We start from the raw sequence: 24837 nt of genomic DNA, 5'->3' as shown, positions 1-24837 counted from the left end.
GCCCTTCCTACGAACAACGAGGGGCCCCATGAAAGCACTCCGCACTTCCCTGATCGCAGCCGCGCTGCTCGCCGGCGCCTCCATTGCGGCCCAGGCCGCTGATCTGCTCGACGACGTGAAGTCGCGCGGCACGCTGCGCGTCGCCGTCGAAGGCACCTATCCGCCGTTCAACTTCAAGGACGCCAAGGGTCAGCTCGACGGCTTCGACGTCGACATCGCCAAGGCCCTCGCCGCCAAGCTCGGCGTCAAGCCGGAATTCACCACCACCGAGTGGAGCGGCATCCTCGCCGGCCTGCAGGCCGGCAAGTACGACGTCATCGTCAACCAGGTCGCCGCCACCGACGAGCGCCGCAAGACCTTCGACTTCAGCGCCCCCTACGTCACCTCGTATCCCCAGCTGATCATCCGCGCCAACGAGACCCGCCCGCTCAACACCGCCGCAGACCTCAAGGGCAAGAAGATCGGCGTCGGCCAGGGCAGCAACTTCGCCGAACTCGCCAAGTCCTGGGAAGGCACCGACGTGCGCACCTATCCCGGCGCCACCGAGTACCTGCAGGACCTCGCCACCGGCCGCATCGACGCCGCCCTCAACGACAGCCTGCTGATCCCTTACCTCAAGGACAAGACCAAGCTGCCCATCAAGGCCGGTGCCGCCATCGGCAAACCCGCCACCAACGCGATCCCGTTCCGCAAGGGCAGCCCCAAGTTCCAGGCCGCCATCGACAAGGCCCTCGCCGACCTCCAGGCCGATGGCACCTACGCCAAGATCTCGACCAAATGGTTCGAGCGCGACGTCAGCAAGCCGATCGAGAACAAGTGATCGCTGAACGTCCGGTGGATCGCCGCCGGATGCCTGATCGAACTTGCGGATCGATCCCATGATCTGCCGGTGATCGATGGATCACCCCAACGGGCCGACGCGATGCCTCGCGCCGGCCCTTTTCTCTTGGACGTCTGCAAGCCTCTCGCAGACGTCCCGGCCCGAGGGCCACGATCAGCGGCTCTTGTTCTGCGTCTTCGTCAGCGCGTACGCGCCCGCCACCTCTCCCTGGCCTTGCGCACTGCTCGCCGTGCCCGTCAGGAACTCCGCCGTGGCCTGGCACAGTGCGCGGCCTTCGGGCGTTCCGGCCCAGCTATCACCGCCGCTCACCAGCGCGATCTCCTGCGTCGTCAGCTCTTCAAACATCATCGACCTTTCAAGTCATGTCAGTCATGAGGATCCACTCATCCGCAGCCCCATGCCGCGGATGAACACGCATCGGCGAGGTCGCCTTGGAAGGCCCGGTCCGTCGTCGATGTGCGATCAACTCTAGGTCGACGAGCCCGGGAAGAAACTCCCCCGCGAGAGGGCAGCGATGGGGGCCACCGGAAGGGGGAGAGGCGTCGCCTCCCGCAACGCGCCGCGCTCCAGCACCACCACGCGCTGCGCGCCCGCGATCGTGTCTGGCCGGTGCGCGATCATCAGCCGCGTCAGCGGCAGGCCGGCGAGGTTCGCCGCCACCGCGCGCTCGCGTTCGACGTCCAGATGACTCGTCGCCTCGTCCAGCGCGAGGATCGTCGGCCCGCGGTACAGCGCGCGCGCCAGCAGCAGCCGCTGCTTCTGGCCGCCCGACAGGCCGCTGCCGAGGTCACCGACCAGCGTCTGGTACCCCATCGGCATCTCGCGGATGTCCTCGTCGATCTGCGCCATCAACGCGCAGGCCCGCACGCGCTCGAGGTCCGGCCGGGCGTCGAAGAAGGCGATGTTGTCCGCCAGCGAACCCGTCAGCAGCACGTCCTCCTGCATGACCGTGCCGATCCGGCTGCGCACGTTCTTCAGACCCAGTTGCCGCATCGGCATGCCGCCGTAGCGCACCTCGCCCTCGACCGGCTCCAGCAGGCCCAGCAGCAGCTTCAGCAGCGTCGTCTTGCCCGCGCCGCTCGGTCCGGTGATCGCGACGCTCTGGCCCGCCGGCACGGTCAGGCTCACATGGCGCAGGATCCACGGCTCGCGCTCGCCGTAGCGGAAGCTGACGTCGCGCAGCTCCAGGCTCGCGTCCAGGTGCGCGAGGTCGCTGACCGGTGCCTCGTCGGACTCGGGCGGTTCCAGCGCGATGTCGGCCAGGCGCTCGGCATGCAGGCCGAGCATGCGGAACTCGACCACGAAGTCGATCAGCGCCGACACGCGTCCGGTGAACTGCGTCCGGTAGCTGAGGAACGCGAACAGCATGCCCACCGTCATCGTCACGGCGCCGGCCTGCTGCCCGTCGAGGATCAGGCCGGCGCCGAGGAACAGCACCAGCAGGTTCTCCACGCCGGAAAGGAAGGTGTTGGCCGCGCTCATCGCCATCGACAGTCTGGCGGTGCGGACGTCGCGGTTCTGGACCTCGACGATCAGGTTCTGCCACTGAGCGCGGCGTTCCTGCTCGCGGCCGAACAGCTTCAGCGGCGTCATCGCGCGCAGTGTCTCGAGGAAGTGCGTGCTCTCGCGCGCGGCGACGACGAGGCGCTCGGCCGAGGCCTCCTTCAGCGGCCGGTAGGCGGCCCAGCGCAGCAGCCCGTACAGCGCCACGGAACCGAGCACCACCAGCGCCAGCGGCCACGCGTACAGCGCCATCATCACCAGCGCCGCCACGGCCATCAGCCCGTCGAGCACGGCCTCGATCGCGGAGGTGGTCAGCGTCTTCTGGATCGCCTCGACGGCGCCGAAGCGCGAGGTGATGTCGCCGAGGTGGCGACGTTCGAAGAAGCCGACCGGCAGCCGGAGCAGGTGCGCGAAGGCGTTGCCGCGCCACTGCAGCGACAGCGTCTGCGTGAGCAGGATCAGCATCCACGAGCGCGCCAGGCCGAGCGCCGTCTGCGTGACGAGCAGCAGGCCGAAGCCGATGACGAGCACCTTCAGCAGGTCGCGGTCGCCGGCGCTGAGCACGTCGTCGACGATGAGCTGGTTGCACAGCGGCGCGACGATCGCGAAGAGCTCCAGCACCAGCGCGACCAGCAGGATCTGCGTCAGCGAGCGGCGCAGCCCCAGCACCTTGCCGGTGAGCGCGCCCAGCGACACGCGCGGCGCGGGCGCGGCGGGCTGGAACGAGGCCGTGGGGCTGAGCTCGACGGCGACGCCGGTGAAATGCGCGGAGACCTCGGCGAGCGTCAGCCGCCGCTCGCCGACGGCGGGATCGAGCACGGTGACGACCCGGCCGCGCACCTTCGTCAGCACGACGAAGTGGCTCAGGTCCCAGTGCAGGATGCAGGGCATGGCGAGCTTGCCCAGGAGCGTCAGGTCCAGCTTCAGCGGCCGGGCCGCGAGGCCGAGGCCGGCGGCCGCGTCGATCAGGTCGCGCAGTTGCATCCCCTTGAGCGCGACGGGGAAGCGGCGGCGCAGCTCGTGCAGGGTCACGGCGGTCCCGTGCGCCGTCGCGATCATGGCCAGGCAGGCCAGGCCGCATTCGGCGATCTCGGACTGGAGGAGGGGCTGGGCGCGGACAGTCAAGGCTGGACCCGTTTGGCCGTTGCGAGCAGCGGTTCCAGCACCCATTCCCAGATGCGGCGATGTTCGAGCGTCACGTCGGCGTCCAGCGCCATGCCCGCCCGCAGGGGGAGCGCGCGGCCGTAGGCGGCGATGTCCTCGCGGTCCAGCCGCACGTCGATCCGGTAGAGCGGCTCGTTGGCCTGCGCCGCGCTGACGAGCGCCTGTGCCTGGCCCGCTGGGAGGTCCTGCGGCGCGATGGGGGTCGGGCTCACGTGGGCGACCTCGCCCCGGGCCATGCCGAACTTCTGGTACGGATAGGCGGCGTAGCGCAGCCACACCGGCTGACCGGGTTGGACGAAGCCGACGGTGCGGCTCGGCGCGTAGAGCTCGGCGAGCAGGCGTGGTGCTGCGCCCGCGGTCGACGAGATCGATGTGCGCGAGCTGGTCGGTGAGGCCAATGCGCTCGAAGCATTCGATGTGCCGGATGTGTTCGACGTGTTCGGCGTGATCGACGTATTCAGTGCATCTGGCGTCGGAACGAGGGTGACCAGGGTCTGACCAGCCTGGACCGCCTGTCCGGCGTGAAGCGGCAACGCGCTCACGCGTCCGTCGCGCGGCGCGGTGACGGCGACGCCGGCCCGGGCCTGCAGCTCGGCGCGTTCCTGCTCCAGTTGGGCGACGACGCGGTCGAGCTGCGTCAATGAGGTGGCCAGGCCCGTCGGGATCGAGGCGAGCTCCGCCTCCAGCGCCTGGGCGTCGCGCGACAGCGTCTCGATGGCCCGTTGCGCGCCGCGCTCCCGCGCCCGGAGGTCCAGCAGTTCCTCGTCCTTCTGCTGGGCCTGGATCTCGGACACGTAGCCGTTCGCCGCCAGCGCGGCGTAGCGTGTGCGGCTCCGCTGCGCGAGCGCGACGCGCTGGCGGACCATGTCCAGTTCCTCGCTCGCCTGGTCCGTCTCGACGCGCAGGCTGCGCAGTCGGCCGGTGATCGTCTCGCGATGCTCCTCCGCCTGACGCCGTTGCAGTCGACGCTCAGTGTCGAGACTCTCCCGACGCGCCTCGACCGCGCGCAGGTTGAGCGCGGTCATGTCGCCACCGTCGACCAGGCGCTCGCTGCGCACGCGCACCAGCGGCTGCCCGCGTCGCACCTCGTCGCCTTCGTCGACGAGCAGTTCCTCCACCTGACCCGCCAGGGGCGCGGCGACCTGCAGCAGTCCGCCGACCGGCATCAGCAGCCCGGGCACCCGCGCCTTGCGCGAGACCTGTCCGATCAGCGCGAAGCCGATCAACGCCAGCGCCAACACCACCGCGATCGCCGCGACGAGCGCGGACTCCGGTCGCTGCGCGACGCGGATGCTCCCCATCCATGAGGCCTGCCGTGCCTCCCTGACCGCTGCCCGAAACATGAGATGTGTGTTCGCCCGTGACGCCGCGCTGCGGCAACAGGTCGGATTCTTGGACGCTTCCACGCCGTCGGATCGTCGGCGGGGAGGGGGCTCCGAAAGAGGATTGATTTCCTCCCGGAGACATGCTCGTGTCGAGGCGTCCGGGCTGTCGACGCCGTGGATATGGCGCGGATGTGTGGATGCACCACACGTCGATGTCGTCGGGCTATCCAGATGGGTGGTTGTCGACTGGTCGGACTCCCCTGGAAGAGGGCGAGGCTTCCGCAGATCCCACAAACTGGCTGCTCAGGATCGGGGAGGGGCGGTCGGTGTCCGCCAACGGATTTGTGGCCCGGATGTGGCGCGGCGCCCACGCCGGGGAAGGCGGGGCGCCGCGAAGGGGGCCAGTCGTTGCCTGTCGTCCGCCCTGCGCCGTCGGGAGCGTGCGGCGCATGCGGGCGGAGGCCTTACTTCTTGCGGTCCTTCATCTGGGCGGCGGCGTACTGCTTGACCTGGTCGAGCGTGACGGCGCCGCTCTTCTGCGTATCGACCTCGTCGAAGTGCTTGGCCAGGCGCGGCATGCCGGCCTCGGCTTCGGCCTTGGTGAGCTTGCCGTCGTGGTCCTTGTCCGCGGCGGCGAACCGGTCCTCGAGCTTCTGGGCGGCCTTGCCGTTCTGCGCATGCGCGGCCAGGGCGGTGAGGGCCAGGGTCGCGATCACGGCGCCGGCCATGGCGGTCAGAACTGCTTTCATGTGAACTCCGCTGAAGTGGAGTCCGTAGCTTCGCCGCCGCATGCGCTGCCGTTGATGCGCCGCCGGTAAAGCTTCGTCAACGGGTGTAGCCTGGGGTGTCGTTGGCGTCGTCGGGCGCAACAACACGACATGCCGCTGATAGCGACACGTCGACAGAACGTGTCGCAAGAATCGAGTTCCGACGACATGGGAAAAGGCTCATGTCGCAGAAATCGCGTTTTGACGACATGAGTCCGATGTCATGTCGTCGCCGACGACATATCGCTGGAACGTGTCGCAGAAATCGCGTTCTGGCGACATGAGACCGTTCCCACGGCCTGGCGCTCACTTGCAGAACAAGCGGATGTCGCTCTGCGCGACCTGGCGATCGTGGTCGTCGGTCCGGGCCCCATTCGAGTGCCGGACCGCGCCGGCCAGGATGTCCTTGGCCAGCGCGCATCGATAGGCGTCGGTCTCCCGGTTCAGGCCTTCCGACAGCGAGGGCGGCACGGACGGGGTCTGCCGCGGTGCCGGGGTGGCTGCCGGCTGCTTCTTCCGGAACTCCAGTGCCGACGGAGCGACGGGGGGAGGCACCGGTACCGGCTGGGGCGGCGGTGGCGGCTTGACCTCGGTGTGGGGCGTGGCGGCGTCGGTCGGCTTCTGCTGCGAGTACTGCACCCGCCCATTGGCGTCGACCCATTTGTAGACCTGCTGCGCCTGCGCGGCGAGGGCCGGCAACGTCAGCGCGGCCGCGATCGCCGTTGTCCTCAGGCAGTCCTTGAAGTCGGACCGCTGTATGTTCTTCTGCGCCTGAAATGCCATGGCGCCCTCCCTGGAATCGCTTGTTCTTGTGGAAGGCAGGACTGTAGCGAAGGGGGCTCGAGGACTGCATCACCCCTTGAGGGGATCGCATACCGGCCAGACGATCGTCCTCTACGCCTCGAAGCCCCACAGTCCAGCGAGCGTGGATGCAGTGCGGCGACAGCCGGAGCCGGCCAGGAGCGCCAAGAACACCTGCTTGGACACCGGAGGGCGACGAAACCTGGCACATAGCTTGGACAACACGCCGGAAGCCACTGCGGGAAAGCGTGCAATCAGACGACGCAGAAAGTGGTCGGGAGTCGCCACCAGCACGTCTCGCGCATCGAACGCACCCTGTGGAAGATCTCGGATGTTGTGACTCACCAGGACGACGGTGGTCCGCGGTGCTGTCATCAGGCTGGCCCGTAACGCACCCGCGGCGACATGCCGGTCCTTGACGTCGGTCTTTCCGTCGAAGAGCGACATGAGTGGATCGGCGCCACCGACCATGGCATCGGGAAAGGAGCGTTCCATGTCCTTGAACAACTTTTCCACTGCGGCAGGATGAAGTCGATATCGCCCTTCCACGTCAAGCAGGTTGCGGCGAGTCTCTTCGAGGACAAGTGAGGTCCAGCGAGGATGAAAGAGTCTTGCTTGAGCGAGGTCGAGAAAGGTCGACCTCAGGTATTGCGGCACGAGGATGTTGGCATCCAGAAAAGCGATTGCATGAGTCGATTCCAACAGCGCGTCCAACGAGGCGCTGGTGCATTCCATCTGACGTTTCATCGAGCGACCTTCCCCCGCTTCGACAGCGCGATGGTCTTCGACGTCTCCGCGCGCCCTGACTTCTTTTGGCCCTGTTCGGAGATCTTTGTCCACCGGATACCGGATGCAGCGGCCGCCGCCAGCAGTTCCTTGTGCTCGCGTGCGCGCAGTTCCTGCGTCAGCACTTCGATGTCATCGAGCGCCGCCCGTTCACGCAAGTGCTTTTCCCTGAAGGCCATGACACCGGGGCGTGACACCCGGCGGTGACCGCCATCCGTGTTCTCAGTCGGCCCGAACTCGCCCCGATCGCACAGCATCGCCACATGCGGCCGGCTCAAGCCGAGCAGCTTCGCCGCCTCCGATGTCCGGATCAGATCCGACGCGGGCTCGACCACGCCCGGTGCCGTCGACGGCACCAGCCTGAGCAGTACCGATCCCGGCTGGGTCGGGTCCATCAGATAGTCGACTTTCACTCGTCGATCCCCAAATGTCTGATCTCTCACCCGCATCACCGAACTCGCCAGCACTTCCAGATCGGTCAGCGCCTGCTCCAGGGTGCGATGCACGTCGGCCAGGGCCTCCGGTGCCGGGTAGGGATCGTCTTCGCTCAAATGTGCGCAGATCGCGAGCGCCCGCTGGATGGCGGCGCTGACGGACTCCGGCGCGCTGTTGCTCGCGCCCGGCGCGAGACGCATCGGCTTCGATCTGCGTCGCGGCTTCTCGATCTCCGCCGTCGGCGCGGGCGGCGGCGTCGCCCGGCGGCTGCGAGACGGACGGGCGGAGGTGGAAGGCTTCGAGGTGCTCATGCGGCTTATCCTAGCGCCGTCACCATGAACTCGAAAATAACGAAAGGAAGCTAACCAGTCGAAGTCAGCGCCGCCTGTCTACACTGACGCCCCTTCCCCGAACCCTCCCATGCAAGCGCTCCTCGACGCCATCGCCACGCTCCAGCGGCCCACCGACGCCTGCCGCGTCTTCCACGGCCGCGGCGGCCGGTTCCCCGGTTGCGAGCAGTGGGCGCTCGACGCCTATCCGCCGGTGTTCCTGCTGACCAGCTTCGCGCCGGTCGCGGACGAGGAACTCGCCCGCATCGGCGACGCGCTCGCCGCGCGCTGGGCCGAGATCGCGCCCGGCGAGCCGCTGAACTGGCTCTTCCAGCATCGCGACGAGAACCGCCCCACCAACCGCCTGATGGCCGGCGCGCTGCCCGACGAGCACGTCGTCGAGGAAGACGGCGTCCGTTTCCACGTCAACCTGCCGCACGGCCAGAACCACGGCTTCTTCCTCGACATGGCCGAAGGCCGCCGCTGGGTGCGGCGTTGGGCGCAGGCGCATCCGGGCGGCACGGTGCTCAACCTGTTCGCCTACACCTGCGCCTTCTCCGTCGTCGCGCTGCACGCCGGCGCCGGCGCCGTGGAGAACTACGACATGGCGCGCGGCCCGCTCTCCACCGGCCGGCGCAACCACCAGCTCAACGGCGTGCAGGACCGCGCCGCGTTCCACGCGCACGACATCTTCAACTCCTGGGGAAAGATCCGGCGCGGCGCGCCCTACGACCTCGTCGTGCTCGACCCGCCGAGCTACCAGAAGGGCAGCTTCGTCGCGACCAAGGACTACGCGCGGCTCGCCCGCAAGCTGCCCGAATTGCTCGCGCCCGGCGGCCATGCGCTCGTGTGCCTGAACACGCCCAAGCTCGGCACCGATTTCCTGCGCGGCACGATCGCTGCGGAAGCGCCTGAGCTCGAGTTCATCGAACGCGTCGCCAATCCCGAGGCCTTCGCCGACCTGTCGGACGAACGTTCGCTCAAGGTGCTGGTGTACCGGAACCCCTCGCCATAACGTCCTTGTCATCGGCTCGCAGAACTGCCTGCGCAGCCCGACGACCGAAGCAGTCATTCGCCACCATGTCCGACCCAGTCCTCTCTTTCGAGCGCGATCTGCGCGCCGATCCCGACGTCGCGCGCTTGATGCGCACGCTGACACTGGGCCATGCGCAGGCCCATGCGCAGCTGGAACAGGAGATCGGCCAGTTCACCCGTTCCGGGCAGCGTCTTCACCTGGCCTATGCGCTGGCGCTGCTGGCGCGCGTCCAGGCGCTGCAGAGCGATCTGGACGCCGCCGACGCGACGGCCCTGCGGGCCCGGCAACTCTTCAAGGAAGAAGGCGCCCTCAGCGGCGAGGCCCTGGTGCTGCATTCGCTGGCGATCCGCAATCTCGTCGGCGGTCGTCAGGCGCTGGCGCTGGAGGACCTGAACCGCGCGCTGCCGCTGGCCCGCGGCAGCGGCTGGCCCGATGTCCAGGCCTGCGTCCACAACGTGCTGGGCGTTGTGCTCAACGACATGGGCCGCCACGACGAGGCCGCGCGCGTGCTCCGCGAGGCGCTCGAGCTGCCCGCCCCCAGCGTGTCCAGCCCGTTGAGGCTGCGGCTGCGCAGCAACGTCGCGCTGGCGCTCGCACGCGGCGCGCAGCGCGCCAAGAGCCGTCGGGAGGACGACTGGCGGGCGCGGTCCGACGAGGCCGTCGCGGAGGCTTGCCAGGTGTGGCGACATGGCGAGGAACTGCTGCCGGGGGACCGGGCCGCCTTCCTGGACACGCTCGCCACCGCGCTGGTCGCCCAGGGCGCCCTGGATGACGCGCATCGCGCGCTGGACGAGGCGGAAGCGTCGTTCACCGCGCACGGCAACGACCTGGGCCTGCTCTATGCGTCGTTGACGCGGGCGCGCGCCTGGCTGGAAGCCGGCGAGCCCGCCAAGGCGCTCGACGCGCTGGCGCGCGGCAAGGAGGCGGCCACCCGCAGCGGCGCCACGGTCCTGCTGGACGAACTCGAGCTCCAGACGTCGCTGGCCCACGAACAGCTGGGGGACTATCGCAGCGCGCTCGCGGCGCACCGGGAGTTCTATCGCTGGCGCGAGACGCAGGTGCTGGCGCTGGCGGAGGAGCGGGCCCGTTCGCTCGCGGTCACGCTGGACTTCGACCGCGCCCACCGGGAGTCGCGGCATGATGCGCTGACCGGATTGATGAACCGGCGCGGTTTCGACGAACTGTTCGCGCGGGTCCTGAACCGCGCCGGGCTCGGCGCCGGGGTCGGGTTGGCGCTGATCGACCTCGATCACTTCAAGCAGGTCAACGATCGCTTCGGCCATGCCGCGGGCGACGAGGCCTTGCGCATCGTCGCGAAGCTGCTGGTCTCGGAATGCCGGCCGACGGACTTCGCCGCGCGGCTCGGCGGGGACGAGTTCGTGGTGGTGGTCCAGGGCGACCGCGGCACGGCGGCGACCGTCTGTCGCCGCGTGCGGGAGCGCCTCCACGCCCACGGCCCCACCCATTGGCCAGACGGTCCGGCACTGACGATCAGCGCGGGCGTGGCGGAGACCCTGCAGCCGGTCGATCCGTCGGTCATGCTCGCCCGAGCCGATGAGGCGCTGTATCGCGTCAAGGCTGCCGGGCGAAACGGCGTCCAGACCGGTTGAACCGCGCCCGTTGAGCGCCCATTGAGCGCCCGCGCCGACGCCAGCAGGCGCAAGTTTTGCCCGTCACCGCCGCCGCTGGATCGGGCAAGTTTCGCGTCGCATCAGGCAAGCCGTGACCCCTTGTGCCTTTCTAGACTGCCAGGGGCGCTCCGAGGGGACGCCTGCAGGGCTTCTTCCGGGGTCACGCCGCAGCAATCAGGAGGTCGAGATGGGTGCTCGCTTCGCTTGGGAATCCTCGTGGGGTTCCTCTTGGCATTCCTTGTGGGGTTCCTTGCGGGATTCCTTGTGGTCCGGGCCGCTGACCTCATCCTGCGCTGTGGCGTGCACGGCGGTGCTGGGGCTGGCGGCCGCCGCGCCGCTCGTCCACGCGGCCGACGGCCCCGCCAACTTTCAACCGACGCCGATCTCGGCCACGCCGAACCGGCAGGAAGGGCTCGCCGCCTTCGCGCAGCTGGAGCGGGTGCTGAAGCATCCGCGATGTCTGAACTGTCACGTGCCGGACTCCCCGCTGCAGGGTGACTTCAGCCGCCTGCACTACCCACCGGTGCAGCGCGGCGCCGATGGCAAGGGCGTCGCGCCGCTGCAATGCGCGACCTGCCACTCGACGCAGAACAGCCCGCTGCAGCATGCGCCGCCCGGTCTTGAGACCGACGGCAAGCCCGGCTGGCACATGCCGCCGGCGAACATGAAGATGAACTGGGTCGGCCTGCAAGGCGCGGCGCTGTGCAAGGTCTTCCGCGAGCCCAGGACCAACGGCAACCGCTCGTTGGCGATGCTCGAGCAGCACATGGTCACGGACCACCTCGTCGCCTGGGGCTGGAAGCCGGGACCCGGCCGCGCGTTGCCGCCGCTGGACAAGGCCACCTTCGACGAGCAGGTCCGAGCCTGGATCCGCAACGGCGCGCCCTGCGACGCCACCGAGCCGCTGCGCAAGTCCGTCGGCACGACGAAGGCGGATGCGACACGCGGCGTCGTCGATCACCTGCGTGCCCTCGCCACCGATGACGCCCCGGCCAGCAACGCCGCCAACCGTGGCGGCGCCGGCGGCAACAGCGCCAACAACGCCAACAGCAACAACGCCGCCCGGGCCGGCGTGACCAGGAGCCAGCCATGATCTCGTTCCGCCTCAACGGGCAAGCGCAACAAGTCGACGTGCCGGGCGACACGCCGGTGCTGTGGGTCCTGCGGGACACGCTGGGCATGACGGGCACGAAGTTCGGCTGCGGCATCGCGGTCTGCGGCGCCTGCACCGTGCACATCGACGGCGAGCAGCGCCGCGCCTGCGTCACGCCGATCGAATCGGTGGCCGGCCAGCAGATCACCACGATCGAGGCCATCGGCGGCGACCGCATCGGGCTGGCCGTGCAGGACGCGTGGGTGAAGCACGACGTCGTGCAGTGCGGCTATTGCCAGAGCGGCCAGATCATGGCCGCCGTCGCGCTGCTCAAGACCAACCCCAAGCCCAGCGACGCCGACATCGACGCCGCCATGAGCGCCAACCTCTGCCGCTGCGGCACCTACGTGCGGATCCATGCCGCCGTCAAGGACGCCGCGCTCGCGCTGGCCTGAAGGAGATCGACATGCGACCCATGTTCCAGTACCTGAGCGGCGAGTTGCCCGATGGCATCGAGGATTCCTCGGTCTCTACTGCCGCCTCGGCCATCGCCGATGCGGGAGGCCTCGGCCGCCGCGTGTTCCTGAAGATGAGCCTCGCGTCGGGCTTCGCGCTGTACGCGACCGGAGCCGGTGCGCAGGAGGCCGCGGTGAGCGGCGCTTCCGCGGCGAGCGCGCCGGAAGGCCTCAAGCCGTTCCAGCAGCCGTCGGCCTTCGTGGCGATCGACGGCGACGGCATCGTCACCGTGACGATCGGCAAGATCGATTTCGGCCAGGGCGTGCAGACCGCGTTGCCGATGCTGGTGGCCGAGGAGCTGGATGCCGACTGGAGCAAGGTCCGCTGCGAGCTCGCGCCGGCGGGCGAGGCCTACAAGGATCCGTTCTTCCACATCCAGATGGTGGGCGGCTCGACCAGCATGAAGGCGTCGTGGCAGCAGTACCGCGAGATCGGCGCCCGCCTGCGCGCGATGCTGGTCGCCGCGGCGTCCAAGCAGCTGAACACACCGGCGGCGCAGCTGCGGACCGAGTCGGGCAGCGTCGTCGCGCCGGACGGCCGGCGGCTGGGCTACGGCGTGCTGGCGCAGGCGGCTTTCGCCGAGCCGGTGCCGGCGACGGTCAAGCTCAAGGAGCCGTCGCAGTTCAAGCTGATTGGCAAGCCGATGAACCGGCTCGACGCACGCGCGAAGTCGACGGGGCGCCAGGACTTCGGCATCGACGTCAAGCTGCCGGATCTGCGCACGGTGGTGATGGTCCACCCGCCGGTCTTCGGCGGGAAAGTGTCGAAGTTCGATGCGGCGGCGGCGCTCGCCGTTCCCGGCGTCGAGGAGGTGATCCAGGTCCCGCTGAGCAGCGGCGCGAGCGGGCTGGCGATCATCGCGAACGGCTTCTGGCCCGCACGCAAGGCACGCGAGCTGGTGAAGGTCGACTGGGACCTGAGCGGCCTGGAGCGCGTCGACAGCGCGGCGCAGCTGGAGCAGTTCCGCGCGTTGGCGAAGCAGCCGGGCGCGTCGGTGCAGAAGGCGGACACCTCCGCGCTGGACGCGACGAGCGCGGGCAAGGGCGCTCCGAGCCGCATCACGGCGGAGTACACCTTCCCGTACCTGGCGCACACGCCGATGGAGCCGCTCAACTGCACGATCGACTTCCGAGGCGATCGCTGCACGGTGTGGGTGGGCTCGCAGTTCCAGACGGTGGACCAGGCGCAGGTGGCGGGGGTGCTCGGCCTGAAGCCGGAGCAGGTCACGCTGAACACGATGACGGCGGGCGGCGGCTTCGGCCGGCGCGCGACGCCGACCTCGGACTACCTCGTCGAAGCCGCGCAGGTGGCGAAGGCGCGCCACGCCGCGGGCAAGCGCGGCCCGATCAAGATGATCTGGACGCGCGAGGACGACGTGCGCGGCGGCTTCTACCGCCCGACGCACCTGCACCGCGTCGAGATCGCGCATGACGGCAAGGGCAAGGTGCTCGCGTGGAAGCATGTGATCGTCGGCCAGTCGATCACGATGGGCACGCCGTTCGCGGACTTCATGGTGAAGAACGGCGCGGACGCGACGATGACCGAAGGCGTCGCCGAAAGCGCCTATCCGTTCCCCATCGCGCTGGACGTCCACCACCCGAAGGTCAACGTGCCGGTGCTGTGGTGGCGCTCGGTCGGCCACACGCACACCGCCTTCGTGATGGAGACGCTGGTCGACGAGCTGGCGCGCGCCGGCAAGATCGATCCGGTGGCGTACCGGCGGCAGCTGCTCGCCAAGCATGCGCGGCACATCGCGGCGCTGGATCTGGCGGTCGAGAAGTCAGGCTACGGAAAGACCAAGCTCGCCAAGGGCCACGCCTGGGGCGTGGCGGTGCACGAGTCCTTCAACACGGTGGTCGCGTACGTGGTCGAGGTGTCGATCAAGGACGGCCGGCCGGTGCTGCACAAGGTCACGGCGGGGGTGCACTGCAACCTCGCGGTGAACCCGCGCACGATCGAGGCGCAGGTGCAGGGCGCGCTGGTGATGGGCGTCGGCATGACGCTGCCGGGCGCGCAGATCACGTTGAAGAACGGTGAGGTCGAGCAGGGCAACTGGAACGACTACCGCGTGCCCATCCATGTGGATGCGCCGAAGGTGGACCTGCACGTCGTGCCGTCGGCCGACCCGCCGACGGGCATGGGCGAATGCGGCGTCCCACCGATTGCGCCAGCGATGGCGAATGCGATGGCGGCGCTGACGGGAAAGAGGATCAGGAGTCTGCCGTTTCCGGTGTGACGTTGCCAGTCATTCCGGCGAACGCTCTCTCCGTCTGCTCGTCACCCTGCTCGCGCGCGGGCATGTCGCTGATCTCGCCAGGCAAGCTCCACGTCTTGAACAGCATGGAGGTGCCGAACAAACCGGTCAGGCGTTCGTGTTCCTCTTCCTTCCAGATCTTCTGCCGCTTCTCCACCATCACCCTTGCAGGGGCTGCCTGATCGGGACGGGCTTCCGAGGCAGCGGAGTACATCAGACGACAGAATTCATTCGTCGACGCGGCGGCCACTGCTTCCGGGCCGAGGCCGCGTTCAAAGTCAAGTGGATTCATGAAAACGAACCAGGCACGGGCTCCCGTGCCTTCGCCTGCTCAGAGGGTTGCTCAGATATCCGTGAACTTCCGCGACAGGTAGAACGGGCCCTTCGCAGCTAAACGGGCAAGCAACTCGGAAGATGAACTGCTCTCGATCGTGTCCGATGGAACGCCCCCGCGCCTGGCGAGAATTCGCTCTCGGCATTGCTGGTGAGCCATCGCCAGCGACTCGCACAGCTCCTTCGATTCAGACAGCATCCTCGCCACCTCAAGCGCCATGGCTTCGAGCTGTTTGAAATTGGGCAGATCGGTCACCTTGGTGATCTTGGTGATGTCGGACATTCGCTCACTCCTTTCAGGAGAAACCGGAATCGATGCAGCAAATGCTAGTTCCGGCGAACGCGCCCGTCGATGACCTATCTCAGTAGGGACCTCCTCCGATGTCAGATCACGGAGCCAGTCGTTGCCTGGCCACATCCTTCACCCAAGGCTGCGCTTCCCAGTGCGCCTTGGCGAAGGCATCGATCTGCGCGCGGTAGGTCATCGACAGCCCGATCGCGTCGAGCCCTTCCAGCAGCATCCGCTGATGCCGCGGCAGCATGTCGAAGCGCGCCTCGACGCCGCCGGCGCTGCGCAGCGTGAGCGTCTCGACGTCGATGGTGACGGCGTTGTCGGGCACGTGGTCCGCCTCGGCCATCAGCCGGAGCACCTCCGCCTCCGGCAGCGCCACGAGCAGCAAGCCGTTCCCCATCGCATTCGAATAGAAGATCTCGCCGAAGCCCGGCGCGACCACCGCGCGGATGCCCGCCTGCTGCAGGCCCCACACCGCGTGCTCGCGGCTGGAGCCGCAGCCGAAGTTGTTGCCGCCGAGCAGCACCGAGACGCCAGCGTACTCGGGCTTGTTGAGGACGAAGTCCTCGCGCTCACGCCCTTCGGCGTCGAAACGCAGGTCGTAGAGCAGCCCGTCGCGCAGGCCGCTCTTGTCGATGCCGCGCAGGAACTGCTTGGGCATGATCTGGTCAGTGTCGAGGTTCTCGAGGCGCAGCGCCGCGGTGCGGCCCTGGACTTGGCGGACGGGGTTCATCGCGGGATCTCCTGCGGAGCAACGGCACTGGGCGCGGGGGCCAGTCGGCGGACATCGGTGAGGCGACCCGTCACCGCGGCGGCGGCGGCCATCGCGGGACTCATCAGGTGCGTGATCGCGCCGCGGCCCTGGCGGCCTTCGAAGTTGCGGTTCGTCGTCGACGCGCAGCGGATGCCGTCGGCGAGCACGTCGTCGTTCATCGCCAGGCACATCGAGCACCCCGGCTGGCGCCATTCGAGCCCCGCATCGAGGAACACGCGGTCGAGGCCTTCCGCCTCCGCCATCGCGCGCACCGCGCCGGAACCCGGCACGACCATCGCGCGCACGCCCGGCGCCACCTGCCGGCCGCGCAGCACGGCCGCCGCGGCGCGCAGGTCCTCGATGCGCCCGTTCGTGCAGGAGCCGATGAACACGTGCTGGATCGGCGTGCCTTCCAAGGCCACGCCACCGTGCAGGCGGGCGTAGCGCAGCGCGCGCTCCGCGCTCGCTCGGGTCGGGCCTTCGTCCATGCGCGCCGGATCGGGAATCGGCGCATCGATCGCGGCCACCTGGTCCGGGCTCGTGCCCCAGGTCACCTGCGGCGCCACCTCGGCGGCGTCGAAGCGGTATTCGATGTCGAACGCCGCGCCCTCATCGCTGTGCAGCGTCGCCCAGTGGGCGAGGGCGGGCTCGCGCCATTCGCCAGCGAGGTCGGGGCAGCGGGCGAGCACGTAGTCGATCGCCGTCGCATCCGGCGCGATCAGCGCGCCGCGGGCACCGGCCTCGACCGCCATGTTGCACAGCGTGAAGCGGGCTTCGACGGACAACGCGGTGATCGCTTCGCCGCAGAACTCGACGACGTAGCCGCGCGCACCCTGGGCGCCGATGCGGCCGATGATTGCGAGGATCAGGTCCTTGGACGTCGTCCCGATCGGCAGCGCGCCGTCGACGCGGATCCGCATGTCCTTCGCGACGCGGTAGACCAGCGTCTGCGTGGCCAGCACGTGTTCGACCTCGGTGGTCCCGATGCCGAAACCCAAGGCCCCCAGTGCGCCGTAGGTCGTGGTGTGGCTGTCGCCGCAGATCACCACCATGCCGGGGCGGATCATTCCGTGCTCCGGCGCGACGACGTGCTCGATGCCTTGCAGCGCGTCGGTCGTGTCGAACAGCCGGATGCCATGCCGGTCGCAGTTCGCCTTGAGGTTGGTCGCCTGCAGCGCCGACGGCGGATCGGCGATCACGCGCAGCTTCGGTGCCACCGGGTGCGTCGGGATGATGTGGCTCACCACCGCCACGTTCTGGCCCGGCATCGGCACGCCGCGACCCTGCTCGTGCAGGCCGGTGAAGGCCTGCGGGCTGGTGTACTCGTTCATCAGGTGCAGGTCGCAGAACAGCAGCACGTTCTGTTCGTCGAGGGCCGCCACCGTGTGGCTCTCGACGAGCTTGCGATAGAGCGTGCGCGGTCCGGCGTGTGTGAGCGTGGCGAGCGTGGCGGTCATGGCTGGCTCTCCTGGCCATCGATGGCGATGGCGTCGGCGGTGAAGAAGGGCAGGACGCGATCGAGCAACTGCTCCGGAGCCTCCTCCGGGATGTAGTGGCCGCAGGGCAGGGCCTCGCCGCGCACGTCGTCGGCGACGCCGCGCCACAGCGTCAGCGGCTCGAAGCAGCGGTGCACGACGCCTTCCCGGCCCCACAGCGCGAGCAGCGGCATCTGCAGCCGCCGGCCGGCGGCGCGGTCCTCGCGGTCGTGGTCCAGGTCGATGCCGGCGCTGGCGCGGTAGTCCTCGCACAGGCCGTGCGCGGTGCCGGGCAGCGCGAGGCAGCGCTTGTACTCGGCGAGCGCGCGCGGGTCGAAAGGCGCGAGGCCCGCGCTGCGGCGGCCCATCACGTCGCGGATGTAGGCGCCGGGGTCGGACTCGATGAGGCGCTCCGGCAGCGGCGCCGGCTGGATCAGGAAGAACCAGTGCCAGTAGGCGCGCGCGAAGGCGACGTTGGTGCCTTCGTACATGTCCAGCGTCGGCGCGATGTCCAGCAGGGCGAGCCGCCGCACCGCGTCCGGCGCGTCCAGTGCGAGGCGATGCGCGACGCGCCCGCCGCGGTCGTGCGCCAGCACGTCGAAGCGCTCATGCCCGAGCTGGCGCATCACGCTCAGCATGTCGGCGGCCATCGTGCGCTTGCTGTAGGCGGCATGGTCGTTCGGCGCCGGCGGCGTGGGCGGTGTTGACGGCGACTGCAGCGCCTGCAAGGCCTCCGGCACCTCCGGCTTCGACGAGTCGCCATAGCCGCGCAGGTCGGCGGCGACGATGGTGAAGTGCTCGGCCAGCGTCGGCGCGACCTTGTGCCAGATCGCGCGCGTCTGCGGATGGCCGTGGAGCAGCAGCAGCGCGGGGCCGGTGCCGCCCATCGTCAGATGGATGCGGACGCCGTCGGCGGTGGGCAGGCTCAGATGCTGGAAGCCGGGGTACAGCGCATCGAGCGCATGGCCGCCTGGGGAAGCTTGCATGGGGTCTCCTGATCGGGCGTGCCGCCCGGAAAGGACGGATGGATGCGGCGGCACGGTCGGCGGTGGCCGACTCCTCGTTGGCCCCGATTCTGGAAGTGAATGCAGGGCACATAATTTCCGCTTCGGCAGTTCTTTCGTTCCGGAGGTTCATCAATGGACGGCTTCTCCGACCTGGCCTTCTTCGCACTGCTGGTGAAGCAGGGCAGCCTGGCCGCCGCGGCGCAGCAGCTCGGCGTGACGCCGCCGGCGGTGAGCAAGCGGCTCGCAGCGATCGAGCGCCGGCTCGGCGTGCGGCTGCTGCAACGGACCACGCGCCGCATCGGCCTGACGCCCGAGGGCGAGACCTACCTCGTCGACGGCGCGCGCGTGCTGGAGGACATGGAGGCGCTCGAGCGCACCGTGGCCGGCAGCCGTGCGGCGCCGAAAGGCCTGCTGCGCGTGGCGGCGAGCTTCGGCTTCGGGCGCAAGCATGTGGCGCCGGCGTTGTCGAAGTTCGCGCGACAGTTCCCCGATGTCGAGGTGCAGCTCGAGTTGACGGATCGTCCGGTCAATCTGATCGAGCAGGGACTGGACCTGGAGGTCCACGTCGGCGAGCCGCCCGACGCGCGGCTCACGGCGCGGCTGCTGGCGCGCAACCGGCGCGTGCTCTGCGCCTTGCCCGCGTACCTGAAGCGTGCCGGCGAGCCCGCCACGCCGCGCGAGCTTGCGCGCCACGCCTGCCTGTTCATCCGCGAAAGCGACGAGACCTTCGGCACCTGGCACTTCCAGCAGGGCGCGCGCAAGGAGACGGTGAAGGTGCGCGGGCCGCTGGCCGCCAACGACGGGGAGAGCGTGCTCGCCTGGGGACTCGATGGGCACGGCGTGCTGATGCGCTCGTTCTGGGAAGCGGCGCCGATGCTGCGATCGGGGCGCTTGCGACCCGTGCTGGCGGATTGGTCGCTGCCACCGGCGGACATCCACCTGATCTATCCGCCGCGCGCGCAGCTGTCGGCGAAGACGCGAGCGCTGGTCGATTTCCTGCTCGAACGCTTTGAGCCCCAGCGCGAGGGAGATGACGGCGGGTGGTGATCGACGGCCGCTGGCCCTGACCCTCCACCGCTGCGCAAGCCCCTACGTCGTGGGATGCCGGGCTGTTCGGCGCGCGGACAGAATCGCCGCTTGCATGCCGGAGACAGGCGCGAAAAAGGCGCGGCCGGCGTGCGCGGAAGCAGTCGAGGCGGTGCTCCGCATCGCGTCGCCAAGGGAGGATCCCCCATGAAGGCCATCATTGCTGAACTGATCGGCACGTTCTGGCTCGTGCTCGGTGGCTGCGGCAGCGCCGTGCTCGCCGCGGCGTTCCCGCAACTGGGCATCGGACTGCTGGGCGTGTCGCTCGCGTTCGGGCTGACCGTGCTGACGATGGCCTTCGCCATCGGACACATCAGCGGCTGCCACCTCAACCCGGCGGTATCCGTCGGCCTGTGGGCCGGCGGCCGCTTCGAGACGAAACGGCTGCTGCCCTACATCGTGGCGCAGGTTGTCGGCGGCGCGCTGGCGGGCGGCGTGCTCTACCTGATCGCGAGCGGCAAGCCGGGCTTCACCGTCGGCGGCTTCGCGTCGAACGGCTTCGGCGAGCATTCCCCCGGCGGCTACGCGATGGGCGCGGCGCTGCTGTGCGAGGTGGTGATGACGGCGATGTTCCTGTTCATCATCATGGGCGCCACGGACAAGCGCGCGCCGCAGGGGTTCGCGCCGATCGCGATCGGCCTGGCGCTGACGCTGATCCACCTGATCAGCATCCCCGTCACCAACACCTCGGTGAACCCGGCGCGCAGCACGGGCGTGGCGCTCTTCGCGGAGCCGTGGGCCCTGCAGCAGCTCTGGGCCTTCTGGGTCGCGCCGCTCGTCGGCGGCTTGATCGGCGGCGCGGCGTACCGCGCGCTGTCGAGCGACTGAGCAAGCATCGCCCGGTCCCGCAGAGGGCGTCGCGCGCCGCCGCCGCGCGCACGCCCGGCCGGGGCGATTTGTCCTAGGGCAATCCGTCCTAGGGCAGCTTGTCCTAGGACGATCTGTCCCTTCCGCGAACTGTCCGACTTCGGAACACTTCAGGGCCATGGACACCCTGATCCTGGCGCGCATGCAGTTCGCGCTCAACATCACCTTCCACATCCTGTTCCCGACGATCACGATCGCGCTGGGCTGGGTCGTGCTCTTCATGCTCTGGCGCTGGCGGCGCAGCGGCGAGTCCGCGTGGCTCGCGGCCTACCAGTTCTGGACCAAGGTCTTCGCGCTCAGCTTCGCGCTGGGGGTGGTCAGCGGCGTGACGATGAGCTTCCAGTTCGGCACCAACTGGCCGGGCTTCATGGAGCGCGCCGGCAACATCGCCGGACCGCTGCTCGGCTACGAGGTGCTCACGGCCTTCTTCCTGGAGGCCGGCTTCCTCGGGATCATGCTGTTCGGGCGGGAGCGCGTCAGCCCGCGCGTGCACCTCATCGCGACGGCGACGGTGGCCTTCGGCACGACGCTCAGCGCGTTCTGGATCCTCAGCCTCAACTCGTGGATGCAGACGCCCACAGGCTACGAGATCCGCGACGGCGTCATGCATGCCGTCGACTGGTGGGCGATCGTCTTCAATCCGTCCTTCCCGTACCGGCTCGCCCACAAGCTGCTCGCCTCGGGGCTGACGGTGGCCTTCCTGCTGGCCGGTGTCAGCGCATGGCAAATGCTCAAGGGCCGCGAGAAGGCGGAGACGCGCCGCGTGCTGCGACTCGGGCTGACGCTGGGCGCGGTGCTGATCCCGCTGCAGATCGCCGCGGGCGACCTGCACGGGCTCAACACGCTGAAGCATCAGCCGGCCAAGATCGCGGCGATGGAGGGCGTGTGGACCACCGAGCGCGGCGCGCCGCTGCTGCTGTTCGCGCTGCCCGACGAGCAGGCGAAGGAGAACCGCTTCGCCATCGGCGTCCCGCGCCTGGCCAGCCTGATCCTCAAGCACGATGCCGAGGGAGAGATCCGCGGGCTCGATGAATTCGCGGGCGCGCACCCGCCGGTCAGGCCGCTGTTCTTCGGCTTCCGCGTGATGGTGGGTGTCGGGTTGCTGATGCTGGTCTTCGCGTGGGGCGGGTGGTGGCTGTACCGGCGCTCGGGTTGGCAGCGTCTGCCGCGCGTCTGGTTGTGGGGGCTCTCGTTCATGAGCTTCTCCGGCTGGGTCGCGACGGTGGCCGGCTGGTATGTCACCGAGATCGGCCGGCAGCCCTTCATCGTCTACGGCGTGCTGCGGACGCAGGAGGTCGCGGCGCACAACCCGGGGTCGTTGATCGCGGCCTCGCTGGCCGGCTACGCGACGGTCTACCTGGCGCTGCTGATCGCGTACATCGCCGCGATCAAGCGGATGGCGGAGAAGGCCGCGCCGGGCGCCGTTCCTGTCGATCCCATCCACTCGCCGGGCAGCGTGCCGGTCGGTGCCGTCATCTCAAGGAGCTTCACATGAACGCGTTGGCGGCCGTGCCGGCAGGGGAGGGGAGCATGCTCCCGGTGATCTTCATGGCCCTGATGGGGCTCTCGCTGCTGATCTACGTCGTGCTGGACGGCTACGACCTCGGCGTGGGCATGCTCTGCGCGACGGCGAAGGACCTCGATCGCGACCGGATGGTCGCGTCGATCGGGCCGTTCTGGGATGCCAACGAGACCTGGCTGGTGCTGGCCGTCGGTCTGCTGCTGATCGCCTTCCCGAAGGCGCAGGGCGTGGTGCTGACGGCGCTCTACGGGCCGGTGGTGCTGATGCTGCTGGGGCTGATCCTGCGCGGCGCGGCCTTCGACTTCCGCGCCAAGGGCGACCCGGCGCACAAGCGGTGGTGGGATGCCGCCTTCGCGGGCGGCTCCTTGCTCGCTTCGCTGGCGCAGGGCTGGATGCTCGGGCGCTACGTGACGGGCTTCGAGGACAGCATCGCCGCGCAGGTTTTCGCCGCGGGCATCGCGATCGCGCTGACGGCCTGCTATGCGCTGCTGGGCGCCGCATGGCTGCTGATCAAGACGGAGGGCGAGCTGCAGCGGCGGGCGATCGAATGGGCGAAGCACGCCTGGCCGGTGGTCGTGGCGGGATTGCTGGTCGTGTCGATCGCATCGCCGTGGCTGAGCCCCACCGTGCGGGCGCGCTGGTTCGACATGCCGGGCCTGATCGCGCTGGCGCCGCTGCCGCTGGTCGCGTTGCTGGCGCTGGCGGCACTGCGTGGATTGCTCAACTCGCACCGCGTGCTGGGCAAGCTGAGCTGGGCGCCGTTGGCGCTGATGGTGGTCGTGCTGACGCTGAGCTTCTTCGGACTGTCCTACAGCCTCTATCCGTTCGTCGTCATCGACCGGATCACGATCTGGGACGCGGCGGCGGCGGACGAGTCGCTGCGTTTCCTGCTCGTCGGCGCGGCGCTGACGATGCCGGTGATCCTGGCGTATTCGCTGTTCTCTTATCGCGTGTTCCGGGGGAAGGTGCGTGCGCTCGCGTATTGACTGCAACGGCCAAGCGCGGGCTCTCCGCACAGCAGGGGGCATCCCTCCGGGAACCCCCAGCAGTACTCCGGCCCCACTGAGATTGCTCATGCAACGGGCGGAGCGGGTCTCGCATTGATGCGTGCCACGGTCCCACTGGGGCCGGAGTGATGCTGGGGGTCCCTGGAGGGGTGCCCCCTGCGTCGCGGAGAGCCCGCGCTTGGCAATGGCAGTCCTGGAGAGCCCGCGCTTGACCAAGGCAGTCCCGGAGAGCCAGCGCTTGGCGCGACGGAAGTCCCGGAGAGCCCGCGCCCGGAGATTGCAGTCCAGGAGATGGCAACATGCCGCCTTCCGCTGAGAAGCGAGCAATTCCAAGAACTCCATGGACTTCCCCTCCCTGCTCTCCCTGGCCGAGCTGGCCTGGCCGGTGCTGTTGAAGGGCACCGGCTACACGCTGCTCTTCGCGGTGATGGCGATGATCTTCGGCCTGCCGCTGGCGGCCGTGATCACGCTGGTGCGGGTGCTGAAGCTGCCGGTGCTGGACCGCGTGATGGCGGTCTATGTGAGCGCGATGCGCGGCACGCCGCTGCTGGTGCAGGTGTTCATCGTCTACTACGGGCTGCCAAGCATCGGCATCGAGTTCTCCCCGCTGGTGGCCGGCGTGCTGACGCTGACGCTCAACGTCGCCGCCTACATGAGCGAGACCCTGCGCGGTTCGATCGGCGCGATCGAGCAGGGCCAGTGGCTGGCGGGCACCTCGCTGGGACTGAGCCGTCACCAGACACTGCGTTTCGTGATCGGCCCGCAGGCGCTGCGCGCCGCCGTGCCGAGCCTGTCCAACAGCCTGATCTCGCTGATCAAGGACACCTCGCTGGTGTCCGTGATTGCCGTGACCGAGCTGATGCTCGCCACCAAGGAGGTCATCTCCACGACCTTCCAACCGTTCCCGCTCTACATGGCCGCGGCGCTGATCTACTGGGTGCTGAGCTTCGCCTTCGAGCAGGTGCAGAAGTGGATGGAGAAGCGCCTGGCCTATCCGCATTGATCCGGCCGCACGGATCCAGCCGCATTGAATCAGCCGCATCGATCCGGCTGAACCCCTCCCGCCCGCACTGAAGTCCCGCCCTGATGTCCACCTCCGTCGCCGTTTCCCCCTCGCTCCTTTCCGTCCATCTGCGACTGGTCGGCATGGCCGTGCTCTGGGGCGCCTCCTGGCCCATGGGCCGCGTGCTGGCGCAGACGATGCCTCCGCTGGCCGCGGCGGCTTGCCGCTTCCTCTTCGCGGGCGCGATCCTGATGCTGTGGCTCGCGCGCTCCGGCCGGCTCGCGGCGCTGCGGGACTGGAGCGTCCAGCGCTGGGCCGGCATGGTGCTGGCCGCGAGCTTCGGCGTCTTCGGCTACGCGACGTTTTTCATGAGCGGGCTGCGGCACGTGCCCGCCGGCAAGGGCGCGCTGGTGATCACGCTGAACCCGGTGATCACGCTGCTGCTGGCGGCGTGGATCTTCCACGAGCGCCTGAACGCGCGGATCGGTCTGGGCATGGCGATGGCCGCGGTCGGCGCCGCCATCGTGATCACGAAGGGCGAACCCTGGCACGTGTTCGATGGCCGCGTCGGTATCGGTGAAGTGCTGCTGCTGGGCTGCGTCGCGTGCTGGGTCGCCTACACGCTGATCGGTCGCAAGGTGATGGTCGGCGTCGATGCGCTGACGACCACCGCCGTCACGGCGGCGATCGGCGCGTTGATGCTGCTGGCGTTGACGCTCGTGGTTGACGGCACGGCCGGCGTGGCTGGCGTGCTGGACGCGCCGCGCAACGCGTGGCTGTGCATGGCCGGGATCGTCGTCGGCTCGACGGCGCTGGCCTACGCCTGGTACTTCGACGGCGTGAAGGCGCTGGGCGCCGGCGCGGCGGCCGGCTACATCACGCTGGTGCCGGTGTTCGGCGTCGTGTTCGCGGCGCTGGGGCTGGGCGAGGTCATCGACGCGTCGCTGCTCGTCGGCGGCACGATGGCCATCGCGGGCACGGCGTTGATGAACCTCGGCCGGCGCTGAGGC

24 protein-coding genes are annotated in these 24837 nt (G+C 69.1%); 12 read left to right on the top strand and 12 right to left on the bottom strand.

Annotated elements, in window-relative coordinates:
* Nucleotides 1-28: 28 nt before the first annotated feature.
* On the top strand, nt 29-820 hold the full coding sequence (locus AC1VNM_RS16605) for a transporter substrate-binding domain-containing protein (RefSeq protein ID WP_483107636.1): 792 nt from the start codon (nt 29-31) through the stop codon (nt 818-820).
* A gap of 174 nt (nt 821-994) precedes the next feature.
* On the opposite strand, the gene AC1VNM_RS16600 is transcribed toward AC1VNM_RS16605, so the two are convergent.
* From AC1VNM_RS16600 to AC1VNM_RS16570, 7 genes are all read right to left on the bottom strand, one after another.
* Entirely contained in the window at nt 995-1189 is a 195-nt protein-coding gene (locus tag AC1VNM_RS16600) for a hypothetical protein (RefSeq protein ID WP_483107635.1), read from the bottom strand.
* 120 nt (nt 1190-1309) lie between these two features.
* Nucleotides 1310-3469, bottom strand: coding sequence for a peptidase domain-containing ABC transporter (locus AC1VNM_RS16595; protein ID WP_483107634.1), 2160 nt, complete (start codon nt 3467-3469; stop codon nt 1310-1312).
* The gene (locus tag AC1VNM_RS16590; RefSeq protein WP_483107633.1) at nt 3466-4809 is read right to left on the bottom strand and encodes an HlyD family secretion protein; all 1344 of its coding nucleotides are present in this window, start codon (nt 4807-4809) and stop codon (nt 3466-3468) included. The genes AC1VNM_RS16595 and AC1VNM_RS16590 overlap by 4 nt, the downstream gene beginning before the upstream one ends.
* A 488-nt stretch (nt 4810-5297) precedes the next feature.
* Nucleotides 5298-5582 (bottom strand): EF-hand domain-containing protein, encoded by a 285-nt coding sequence (locus AC1VNM_RS16585; protein ID WP_483107632.1) that lies wholly within the window; start codon nt 5580-5582, stop codon nt 5298-5300.
* A gap of 324 nt (nt 5583-5906) precedes the next feature.
* Entirely contained in the window at nt 5907-6383 is a 477-nt protein-coding gene (locus AC1VNM_RS16580) for a DUF4124 domain-containing protein (protein WP_483107631.1), read from the bottom strand.
* A gap of 111 nt (nt 6384-6494) precedes the next feature.
* Nucleotides 6495-7148 carry a VapC50 family PIN domain-containing toxin gene (locus AC1VNM_RS16575; protein ID WP_483107630.1) on the bottom strand — a complete coding sequence of 218 codons (654 nt, stop codon included), beginning with the start codon at nt 7146-7148 and terminating at the stop codon, nt 6495-6497.
* Entirely contained in the window at nt 7145-7933 is a 789-nt protein-coding gene (locus tag AC1VNM_RS16570; RefSeq protein ID WP_431099938.1) for a helix-turn-helix domain-containing protein, read from the bottom strand. Before AC1VNM_RS16570 ends, AC1VNM_RS16575 begins: the two co-directional genes overlap by 4 nt.
* A gap of 109 nt (nt 7934-8042) precedes the next feature.
* Here AC1VNM_RS16570 and AC1VNM_RS16565 point away from each other — a divergent pair, with 109 nt between their 5' ends.
* From AC1VNM_RS16565 to AC1VNM_RS16545, 5 genes are all read left to right on the top strand, one after another.
* Entirely contained in the window at nt 8043-8966 is a 924-nt protein-coding gene (locus AC1VNM_RS16565) for a class I SAM-dependent methyltransferase (protein WP_483107629.1), read from the top strand.
* Nucleotides 8967-9031: 65 nt separating this feature from the next.
* Nucleotides 9032-10597, top strand: a complete 1566-nt coding sequence (locus AC1VNM_RS16560; protein ID WP_483107628.1) for a GGDEF domain-containing protein — start codon at nt 9032-9034, stop codon at nt 10595-10597.
* Nucleotides 10598-10913: 316 nt separating this feature from the next.
* Nucleotides 10914-11711: a hypothetical protein gene (locus AC1VNM_RS16555; RefSeq protein WP_483107627.1), complete on the top strand. Its 798-nt coding sequence runs from the start codon at nt 10914-10916 to the stop codon at nt 11709-11711.
* Nucleotides 11708-12166 carry a (2Fe-2S)-binding protein gene (locus AC1VNM_RS16550; protein WP_377160787.1) on the top strand — a complete coding sequence of 153 codons (459 nt, stop codon included), beginning with the start codon at nt 11708-11710 and terminating at the stop codon, nt 12164-12166. The genes AC1VNM_RS16555 and AC1VNM_RS16550 overlap by 4 nt, the downstream gene beginning before the upstream one ends.
* 20 nt (nt 12167-12186) lie before the next feature.
* On the top strand, nt 12187-14463 hold the full coding sequence (locus AC1VNM_RS16545) for a xanthine dehydrogenase family protein molybdopterin-binding subunit (RefSeq protein WP_483109285.1): 2277 nt from the start codon (nt 12187-12189) through the stop codon (nt 14461-14463).
* On the opposite strand, the gene AC1VNM_RS16540 is transcribed toward AC1VNM_RS16545, so the two are convergent.
* The 5 genes from AC1VNM_RS16540 to AC1VNM_RS16520 all read right to left on the bottom strand — a co-directional run bounded on the left by AC1VNM_RS16540 (nt 14438) and on the right by AC1VNM_RS16520 (nt 18321).
* Nucleotides 14438-14773, bottom strand: coding sequence for a hypothetical protein (locus tag AC1VNM_RS16540; RefSeq protein WP_483107626.1), 336 nt, complete (start codon nt 14771-14773; stop codon nt 14438-14440). The genes AC1VNM_RS16545 and AC1VNM_RS16540 overlap by 26 nt on opposite strands.
* 51 nt (nt 14774-14824) lie before the next feature.
* Nucleotides 14825-15097 (bottom strand): hypothetical protein, encoded by a 273-nt coding sequence (locus AC1VNM_RS16535; protein WP_431099934.1) that lies wholly within the window; start codon nt 15095-15097, stop codon nt 14825-14827.
* A gap of 106 nt (nt 15098-15203) precedes the next feature.
* Complete coding sequence (gene leuD / locus AC1VNM_RS16530; protein ID WP_483107625.1) at nt 15204-15839, bottom strand: 3-isopropylmalate dehydratase small subunit; 636 nt, start codon at nt 15837-15839, stop codon at nt 15204-15206.
* Nucleotides 15836-17317, bottom strand: coding sequence for a 3-isopropylmalate dehydratase large subunit (gene leuC / locus AC1VNM_RS16525; RefSeq protein WP_483107624.1), 1482 nt, complete (start codon nt 17315-17317; stop codon nt 15836-15838). Before leuC ends, leuD begins: the two co-directional genes overlap by 4 nt.
* On the bottom strand, nt 17314-18321 hold the full coding sequence (locus tag AC1VNM_RS16520; RefSeq protein WP_483107623.1) for an alpha/beta fold hydrolase: 1008 nt from the start codon (nt 18319-18321) through the stop codon (nt 17314-17316). Before AC1VNM_RS16520 ends, leuC begins: the two co-directional genes overlap by 4 nt.
* A gap of 153 nt (nt 18322-18474) precedes the next feature.
* On the opposite strand from AC1VNM_RS16520, the gene AC1VNM_RS16515 reads away from it, so the two are divergent.
* From AC1VNM_RS16515 to AC1VNM_RS16490, 6 genes are all read left to right on the top strand, one after another.
* Complete coding sequence (locus AC1VNM_RS16515) at nt 18475-19389, top strand: LysR family transcriptional regulator (RefSeq protein ID WP_483107622.1); 915 nt, start codon at nt 18475-18477, stop codon at nt 19387-19389.
* Nucleotides 19390-19575: 186 nt separating this feature from the next.
* The gene (gene aqpZ / locus AC1VNM_RS16510; RefSeq protein ID WP_377160812.1) at nt 19576-20256 is read left to right on the top strand and encodes an aquaporin Z; all 681 of its coding nucleotides are present in this window, start codon (nt 19576-19578) and stop codon (nt 20254-20256) included.
* A gap of 157 nt (nt 20257-20413) precedes the next feature.
* On the top strand, nt 20414-21790 hold the full coding sequence (locus AC1VNM_RS16505; protein ID WP_483107621.1) for a cytochrome ubiquinol oxidase subunit I: 1377 nt from the start codon (nt 20414-20416) through the stop codon (nt 21788-21790).
* Nucleotides 21787-22803, top strand: a complete 1017-nt coding sequence (locus tag AC1VNM_RS16500) for a cytochrome d ubiquinol oxidase subunit II (protein WP_483107620.1) — start codon at nt 21787-21789, stop codon at nt 22801-22803. The genes AC1VNM_RS16505 and AC1VNM_RS16500 overlap by 4 nt, the downstream gene beginning before the upstream one ends.
* 361 nt (nt 22804-23164) lie before the next feature.
* The gene (locus AC1VNM_RS16495; protein ID WP_483107619.1) at nt 23165-23827 is read left to right on the top strand and encodes an amino acid ABC transporter permease; all 663 of its coding nucleotides are present in this window, start codon (nt 23165-23167) and stop codon (nt 23825-23827) included.
* Between the two features lie 83 nt (nt 23828-23910).
* A complete protein-coding gene (locus AC1VNM_RS16490) occupies nt 23911-24834 on the top strand; it encodes a DMT family transporter (RefSeq protein ID WP_483107618.1) in 924 nt (307 codons plus the stop codon).
* The last annotated feature ends 3 nt before the right edge of the window (nt 24835-24837 follow it).

It is taken from the genome of Mitsuaria sp. MSU3D (genome assembly GCF_056867975.1).
Note: the sequence above shows the minus strand (reverse complement) of the source record. Positions and strands in the feature narration are given on the sequence as shown.

Excerpts from the sequence above, each read along its gene's own strand:
- AC1VNM_RS16605 (WP_483107636.1), top strand. The coding sequence starts at position 29 with ATGAAAGCACTCCGCACTTCCCTGATCGCAGCCGCGCTGCTCGCCGGC.
- AC1VNM_RS16600 (WP_483107635.1), bottom strand. The coding sequence starts at position 1,189 with ATGATGTTTGAAGAGCTGACGACGCAGGAGATCGCGCTGGTGAGCGGC.
- AC1VNM_RS16590 (WP_483107633.1), bottom strand. The coding sequence starts at position 4,809 with ATGGGGAGCATCCGCGTCGCGCAGCGACCGGAGTCCGCGCTCGTCGCG.
- AC1VNM_RS16585 (WP_483107632.1), bottom strand. The coding sequence starts at position 5,582 with ATGAAAGCAGTTCTGACCGCCATGGCCGGCGCCGTGATCGCGACCCTG.
- AC1VNM_RS16580 (WP_483107631.1), bottom strand. The coding sequence starts at position 6,383 with ATGGCATTTCAGGCGCAGAAGAACATACAGCGGTCCGACTTCAAGGAC.
- AC1VNM_RS16575 (WP_483107630.1), bottom strand. The coding sequence starts at position 7,148 with ATGAAACGTCAGATGGAATGCACCAGCGCCTCGTTGGACGCGCTGTTG.
- AC1VNM_RS16570 (WP_431099938.1), bottom strand. The coding sequence starts at position 7,933 with ATGAGCACCTCGAAGCCTTCCACCTCCGCCCGTCCGTCTCGCAGCCGC.
- AC1VNM_RS16565 (WP_483107629.1), top strand. The coding sequence starts at position 8,043 with ATGCAAGCGCTCCTCGACGCCATCGCCACGCTCCAGCGGCCCACCGAC.
- AC1VNM_RS16560 (WP_483107628.1), top strand. The coding sequence starts at position 9,032 with ATGTCCGACCCAGTCCTCTCTTTCGAGCGCGATCTGCGCGCCGATCCC.
- AC1VNM_RS16550 (WP_377160787.1), top strand. The coding sequence starts at position 11,708 with ATGATCTCGTTCCGCCTCAACGGGCAAGCGCAACAAGTCGACGTGCCG.
- AC1VNM_RS16545 (WP_483109285.1), top strand. The coding sequence starts at position 12,187 with ATGTTCCAGTACCTGAGCGGCGAGTTGCCCGATGGCATCGAGGATTCC.
- AC1VNM_RS16540 (WP_483107626.1), bottom strand. The coding sequence starts at position 14,773 with ATGAATCCACTTGACTTTGAACGCGGCCTCGGCCCGGAAGCAGTGGCC.
- AC1VNM_RS16535 (WP_431099934.1), bottom strand. The coding sequence starts at position 15,097 with ATGTCCGACATCACCAAGATCACCAAGGTGACCGATCTGCCCAATTTC.
- leuD (WP_483107625.1), bottom strand. The coding sequence starts at position 15,839 with ATGAACCCCGTCCGCCAAGTCCAGGGCCGCACCGCGGCGCTGCGCCTC.
- leuC (WP_483107624.1), bottom strand. The coding sequence starts at position 17,317 with ATGACCGCCACGCTCGCCACGCTCACACACGCCGGACCGCGCACGCTC.
- AC1VNM_RS16520 (WP_483107623.1), bottom strand. The coding sequence starts at position 18,321 with ATGCAAGCTTCCCCAGGCGGCCATGCGCTCGATGCGCTGTACCCCGGC.
- AC1VNM_RS16515 (WP_483107622.1), top strand. The coding sequence starts at position 18,475 with ATGGACGGCTTCTCCGACCTGGCCTTCTTCGCACTGCTGGTGAAGCAG.
- aqpZ (WP_377160812.1), top strand. The coding sequence starts at position 19,576 with ATGAAGGCCATCATTGCTGAACTGATCGGCACGTTCTGGCTCGTGCTC.
- AC1VNM_RS16505 (WP_483107621.1), top strand. The coding sequence starts at position 20,414 with ATGGACACCCTGATCCTGGCGCGCATGCAGTTCGCGCTCAACATCACC.
- AC1VNM_RS16500 (WP_483107620.1), top strand. The coding sequence starts at position 21,787 with ATGAACGCGTTGGCGGCCGTGCCGGCAGGGGAGGGGAGCATGCTCCCG.
- AC1VNM_RS16495 (WP_483107619.1), top strand. The coding sequence starts at position 23,165 with ATGGACTTCCCCTCCCTGCTCTCCCTGGCCGAGCTGGCCTGGCCGGTG.
- AC1VNM_RS16490 (WP_483107618.1), top strand. The coding sequence starts at position 23,911 with ATGTCCACCTCCGTCGCCGTTTCCCCCTCGCTCCTTTCCGTCCATCTG.